Here is a 6,314-nt window from a genome sequence, read left to right as displayed (position 1 = left end):
CAACACTTGACCTTGACCAGCACGACCCACGCGGCTTGCACGAACAGCGCGCGCAGGTAGCGATTGCCGCGCCTTGATATCTTGCCGAGGATCGTGCGGTCGCCGGTCGAGATCTGCTTCGGCACCAGTCCAAGCCAGGCGCCGAAGTCGCGGCCTTTCGAGAACACCTCTCCGGTGCCGATCGCGGCCACCATTGCGCTCGAGATAAGCGGGCCAATGCCGGGCACCGTCATCAGTCGCTCGCAGGCCTGATCTTGACGGGCCAGCGTTTCGATCTCGCTAGATAGCCCCTCGATCCGCGCATCCAGCCGGCGCCAGTCTCCCGCCAGATCCTCGATGATGCGCAACATGCGAGGCGAGAGCACATCGGTGCGCGTCGCGAGGATACGCGGCAACTCGGACCGCAGGGAATGCAGGCCTTGCCGCACGGCGATGCCCCGCTCCAGCAGGAACGCACGGATCTGATTGATGACGCCAGTACGCTGACCGACCAACCGCTCGCGGACGCGGTGCAGCGCCTGAAGATCGAGCTGATCGGCGGTCTTGGTCGCGACGAACTTCATGGTCGGGCGTTGCACCGCCTCGGCGATGGCTTCTGCATCTCGGAAGTCATTCTTCTGTCCCTTCGAATAGGGGCGCACGTATTTCGCCGGCATCAGGCGGGCGTCGTGGCCAAGCATTTGGAGTTTTCGACTGAGATGATGCGCGCCGACGCAGGCCTCCATACCGATCAGGCACGGCGGCAGGTTGGCGAGCCGCGTTTCCACCTGGCCGCGTGACCACCTCTGCCGCAGCACGATGGCGCCGCGGTCATCATGACCCACGAGGTGGAACGAGTTCTTGCCGATATCGATGCCGATCACGGCGATCGCTGCGTTGAGTTTCTGAGACATGGCGTGCTCCTCGTCTTGAGCGCCCCTTGCCAGTTTCTCGTACTGGCAGGGCCGGAGCACGGCCGGACCATTCCATTAACGGACAATTGTGATCCGCCGGTCGGCCTGAAGCTGCTATCATTTAGACTTCCCGGGGCCAAGGCGCTCGGCCTCGCGATCGCGTCATCTTTGCGAAGACACGGTGATCGAATGAGACGATCTACCACCACGGTGCTGGTCCTTCTAGTTGTGCTGCTTGTTTTCGCGTCGGCTGCCGAAACCCAAGCAGCGCCGAGGGTGCCGCGTTTCGGAATGCTGTGCACCCACTCGTGCAGCGGCAACATTAATGACGCTTTTTTGGACGAGCTTCGTAAGCTCGGCTGGGTCGAGGGTAGCACCATCGTCATCGAGCGTAAGGGTGCGGGTGGTCGCTTCGATCAGCTACCGGCGCTTGCCGCCGATCTTGTGCGATCGAAACCCGATCTCTTGGTCGCCTTCGCTCCTCAGCCCGTGCGCGCCGCTAAGGATGCGACCTCCGAGATACCAATTGTGATGCTCTTCGTCGCCGATCCGGTCGGTTTGGGACTTGCGTCAAGCCTGGCTCGCCCTGGCGGAAACCTGACTGGTGTCGCCACGCTGGTCCCGGGCGGTTTCGGCGGGAAGGCCCTTGGCTTTCTTCGGGAGCTCTTGCCACAAGCGAAGCGCGTGGCAGCTTTTATCAATCCTTCAAACGACATCCATCGGCTGACTTTCCCAAGGGAACACCTACCTGCGGCCGACAAGCTCGGCTTTCAGCTCGACATTATCGAGATGCGCGAAGCTGAGGAAATTCCTGGCGCAATTGCCGCCGCTAAAGCGCGAGGGGCGGAAGCTTTATACATAGCGGGTGACCCGATGCTTAACTCCCCAACGAGCCGCGTGTCCGAACTTGCGGCGCAAGCTAGGCTGCCGTCGATCTACTTGGCGGGCTCCCGAGAGAGGGTGGAAGCCGGTGGATTAATTTCTTTCGGCCCAGACTACGCCGCCTTGGCGCGGCGCGGCGCCCACTATGTCGATCGAATTCTCAAAGGCGCTAAACCGGCCGAGCTTCCTATTGAGCAGCCCACCAAATTCCTGCTTCTCATTAATCTCAAGACAGCGAAACTGCTCGGTATCGAGATTCCGGCGTCCATTCTCGCCGGTGCTGACGAGGTGATCGAATAAGGCTTGTCACTTCCGGTTTTGGCACAAAGCGTCAATTTGCGCAGTGTAAGGCCACGTCCGGAGTTGGGGGTAAAGCCGACCTCCCGGTTGAACGCCCGGACTTCTCAGTTTGACCCTGAGCGGTCATCGTCGGCGTGGAGCCAGCGCTCCCGAAAACCGACCCTGTCCCTCGTTATCCAACCGGTTTCCAATGTGCTAGTTTGAAACTAGCGATCGGTTATTTCTAGGCTTGGCGCTGGGGCGTGGGACATGAGATAACGCGAGTTCATTGCGGCACTCTGCGGCGCAGTCTGGCGGGCGAATTTGTTGAGTGAAAGCAAGGTGGAAAGCGCATGAGAGACTTGGCTGGACAGACCGCATTCGTGACAGGCGCTGCCTCGGGGATCGGACTGGGGATCGCGACCGCGCTGTCTCAGGCGGGGGTGAAGGTCAGCGGTCGCGGACCTGAAGACACGGACCAACGTCGATGTCGATGGCGTGAAAGCTGACGTCTCGCTCAAAGGCGAACTTCAGGCGGCAGCGGACGCGACCGTCGCGCGGTATGGCAGAATCCACATATTGGTCAACAATGCGGGCGTGGGCGGCGGCGGCACCTATGGTGAGTGGACTGATGCAGGCTGGAACTGGGTTCTCGGCGTCAACCTGATGTCGGTGATCTGGGGCTTCGAGATTTTCGGTCCGCTGATCGAAGCGCACGGCGAAGGAGGGCAGGTTGTTTCCACGGCGTCCGTCGCCGGACTGATTGCGGGACCAAGTCTGGCGTACGATGTGAGCAAATATGGAGTGGTGGCGCTGTCCGAGGGGATGCGTAACGTGCTCGCGCCGAGGAAGATTGGGGTATCCGTTCTGTGTCCGGGCGTCATCCGCACGCAGATCATGAACTCTCGGCGCAACGTGCCGCAGCGATTTGCTGGGGCTGTCGGCAACCCTCCGCCGACAGAAGGACCCCGCGCCGAGTTCATCAAGGCATTGCAGGAACGGATCAACAACGGCATTGATCCGCTCTATGTGGGCGAACTGGTTCGCGAGGCCATCGAAAATGACTGGCCCTACATTTTCACCGATACTGAGCACGAACCGTTCATCGACAAGCGCTTCGCAGAGATCAAGCAGGGCTTCGACCGTATACGCGGACGAACGCCGCGACGCTAGCTCTCGCATGTGCTCACAGCACCGCTTCTTGGCACGAAGCGGACATTCCAACACCCTGTTGGACTGTCCGCTACTGGAAGGATAGTGTTGCAAAAGTCCCAAAAGGCGCTGCTGCTAATTTTCCGCCAAAGCACGAAACAAGCGATAGTCGCCGATCAATGCGGCCTCAAACGCTACCGGAATCGCCTGTGAGTTTGGCGCATGGAGGCGTGGTCCCCCACATCATTTTTCAATCGCCGCGCCTACGGCTCGGAGAATTTGAGTCCCATCCCGCGAAAAGACTTTTGCAACAGTATCGGAAGTGAAGCCGACATCAGCTCTTCGATTACCGGCGAGCTTTGCTTCAGGCCGCCAGTCTGTTGGAGCCGCCCGATCAACCTGCCGACCGCAAGGAGGCTAAGCGCTGCGTCCCAGGCCACCGGCAGGCGAAAGGGGGACAACTATCTCGTCCGATGCCAGGGCTAAGTCCGCTTTCACACCTTTCGCGATACGTGCGGGCTGCGATTCCTACGACGCTCGGCGACTGACGCACCAATCTGCTCGCCCGGATATCCGAAAATACTCGCAAACGGCAGGATGGCTTGCCTGAGGATCGCGGACTCATTTGATACTCCATCCCATGTCCGCAACCAGAATACTTTGGGGCCAGGTCGCCCTGGTCTTGACTATCGTGCTGATCACGATGTGGGCCGCGACGCAGTGGACAGCATGGCGGCTCGGCTTTCAGTCGCAACTCGGACAGCCCTGGTTTGAGCTCGCGCCGGGCGTTCCCATCTATCTGCCTCCAGCCTTCTTCTGGTGGTGGTACGCCTATGATGCCTATGCACCTGGAGTGTTCGTCGAAGGGGCATGTGTCGCGGCCTCCGGCGGAATCATGTCGATCGTCGTTGCTTTTGCGATGTCGGTCTGGCGAGCTCGGGAGGCGGAGACGGCGGCCACATACGGCTCTGCGCGTTGGGCGGACCTGACTGACATTCGAGGTGCCGGCCTCGCCGGGGTAGACGGCGTGATCCTCGGGCGTGTGGCGGGACAATATCTCCGGCATGATGGACCGGAGCATGTGCTGTGTTTCGCGCCGACCAGATCCGGCAAGGGTGTCGGCCTTGTTGTCCCCACGCTCCTGACTTGGCCGGGAAGTTGCATCGTTCATGACATCAAGGGTGAAAACTGGACCCTGACGTCCGGTTTTCGCGCCCAACACGGCCGGGTGCTGTTGTTTGATCCAACCAACTCAAGGAGTGCAGCCTACAACCCTCTCTTGGAAGTGAGGCGAGGGGAGTGGGAAGTTCGTGACGTGCAAAATGTGGCCGATGTATTGGTCGATCCCGAAGGCTCGCTGGAACGGCGCAATCACTGGGAGAAGACCAGCCACGCGCTACTGGTCGGAGCCATCCTTCACGTCCTCTATGCGGAGCAGGACAAGACGCTCGCCGGTGTTGCGAGTTTGCTGTCCGATCCGAAACGGCCAATCGAAACCACGCTCCGCGCGATGATGACCACGCTGCATCTCGGTGAAGCCGGGACCCATCCAGTGATCGCGTCCGCGGCGAGGGAGCTATTGAACAAGAGCGAGAACGAACGGTCCGGCGTGCTTTCGACCGCGATGTCTTTCCTCGGCCTCTACCGCGACCCTGTTGTTGCCGAGGTGACGCGCCGCTGTGATTGGTGTATCCGCGATCTCGTTGAAGACGATCGGCCGACGACGCTCTATCTCGTTGTACCTCCGTCCGACATCAGCCGCACCAAGCCGCTGGTGCGGCTGATCCTCAACCAGATCGGTCGTCGTCTCACCGAGGAACTCCAGGCCAAGGGCCGCCGGCATCGATTGCTGCTCATGCTCGACGAGTTTCCGGCGTTGGGAAGGCTTGATTTCTTCGAATCGGCGCTCGCCTTCATGGCGGGCTATGGGCTCAAGAGTTTCCTTATTGCGCAGTCGCTCAATCAGATCGAAAGAGCATACGGGCCGAATAACGCGATCCTCGATAATTGTCATGTGCGCGTTTCCTTTGCGACCAATGACGAGCGTACGGCCAGACGGGTTTCGGATGCGCTTGGGACCGCCACGGAATTAAGGGCGATGAAGAACTATGCCGGTCACAGGCTTAGCCCGTGGCTCGGCCATCTCATGGTTTCGCGACAGGAGACCGCGCGGCCATTGCTAACGCCCGGCGAGGTGATGCAGCTTCCGCCCGAGGACGAGCTGGTGCTGGTTTCCGGCGTGCCACCGATCCGCGCCAAGAAGGCGAGGTATTTTGAGGATCCACGTTTGACCGAGCGCGTGCTACCACCGCCAAACTCAAGCTCCCTCGACCGCGACGGTAGGGCAGCGACAGACGATTGGAGCCGGCAGCCAGCTCCGCAGAATTCAAACGTTGCCGAGCCGGCAAGCTTGTCGGGTGCTCGGCAATCTACCGCAAACTCCGGCATTCGCCCTGAGCCGGAGCTTCCCGAGCATGAAAATATCGCGCCAGAGGCCTTGAAGCCTCCACCGGAGTTCGACTTCACGGAAGATGAGGGCGACAGTGACGCCATACGGGCGCGTGTGCTGCGCATGAACGTTCCCGGTCTGGCGCGTCAGGCCGCGATGGATCCAGGCGACGGCCTCGACCTCTAGGATGAGATAATGCGAACCAAGCACACGTTTCGTTTGCCTCCGGACCTTGCGGGCCAGCTCGCCGATCATGCCAACCGCAAGAGAGTACCTCAGGCGCTCATCGTCGAAACTGCGCTGGCCTCATTCCTGTCGCCGGATAATTCGGAGCGGATGGAAGCGGCGCTCGGCCGTCGCCTTGACCGGCTGACCCGGCACGTCGAGCGGCTGGAGCGTCATATCACCATTTCAAATGAAGCGCTGGCCTTGTTCGTGCGGTTCTGGCTGACGGCAACGCCGCCGCTGCCTGATACGGCGCAGCCCGCTGCGCAGGCCAAGGGCCGGGAGCGGTATGAGGGGTTTGTCGAAGCCCTCGGGCGCCGGCTGGCCAGGGGCCAGACCCTGGCCCAGGAGATCTCGCTCGACATCGATCCGGCGCAAACGTCGCAAACCGTTCCTCATAAGTGATCCCGCGATCTTTTCTTTTGCTACGCCAC

The 6,314-nt window shown here is 60.8% G+C and carries 5 protein-coding genes; 4 read left to right on the top strand and 1 reads right to left on the bottom strand.

Annotated elements, in window-relative coordinates; all coding sequences use genetic code 11:
* A partial coding sequence (locus tag C7G61_RS37300; RefSeq protein ID WP_108522664.1) for an IS110 family RNA-guided transposase occupies positions 1-893 on the bottom strand: 893 nt, incomplete at its 3' end.
* 3 nt (positions 894-896) lie between these two features.
* Here C7G61_RS37300 and C7G61_RS37295 point away from each other — a divergent pair.
* From C7G61_RS37295 to C7G61_RS37280, 4 genes are all read left to right on the top strand, one after another.
* A complete protein-coding gene (locus C7G61_RS37295; protein WP_145963758.1) occupies positions 897-2,075 on the top strand; it encodes an ABC transporter substrate-binding protein in 1,179 nt (392 codons plus the stop codon).
* A gap of 477 nt (positions 2,076-2,552) precedes the next feature.
* Positions 2,553-3,227: an SDR family NAD(P)-dependent oxidoreductase gene (locus C7G61_RS37290; RefSeq protein ID WP_244608644.1), complete on the top strand. Its 675-nt coding sequence runs from the start codon at positions 2,553-2,555 to the stop codon at positions 3,225-3,227.
* Positions 3,228-3,846: 619 nt separating this feature from the next.
* Positions 3,847-5,841, top strand: a complete 1,995-nt coding sequence (locus tag C7G61_RS37285; protein WP_108522662.1) for a conjugal transfer protein TraG — start codon at positions 3,847-3,849, stop codon at positions 5,839-5,841.
* A gap of 9 nt (positions 5,842-5,850) precedes the next feature.
* Positions 5,851-6,285 (top strand): CopG family transcriptional regulator, encoded by a 435-nt coding sequence (locus C7G61_RS37280; protein WP_108522661.1) that lies wholly within the window; start codon positions 5,851-5,853, stop codon positions 6,283-6,285.
* The last annotated feature ends 29 nt before the right edge of the window (positions 6,286-6,314 follow it).

Source organism: Bradyrhizobium algeriense (assembly GCF_003062295.1).
Taxonomy (GTDB): domain Bacteria; phylum Pseudomonadota; class Alphaproteobacteria; order Rhizobiales; family Xanthobacteraceae; genus Bradyrhizobium; species Bradyrhizobium algeriense.
The sequence above is the reverse complement of the archived record's forward strand: the minus strand, read 5'-3'. Positions and strand labels throughout refer to the sequence as shown.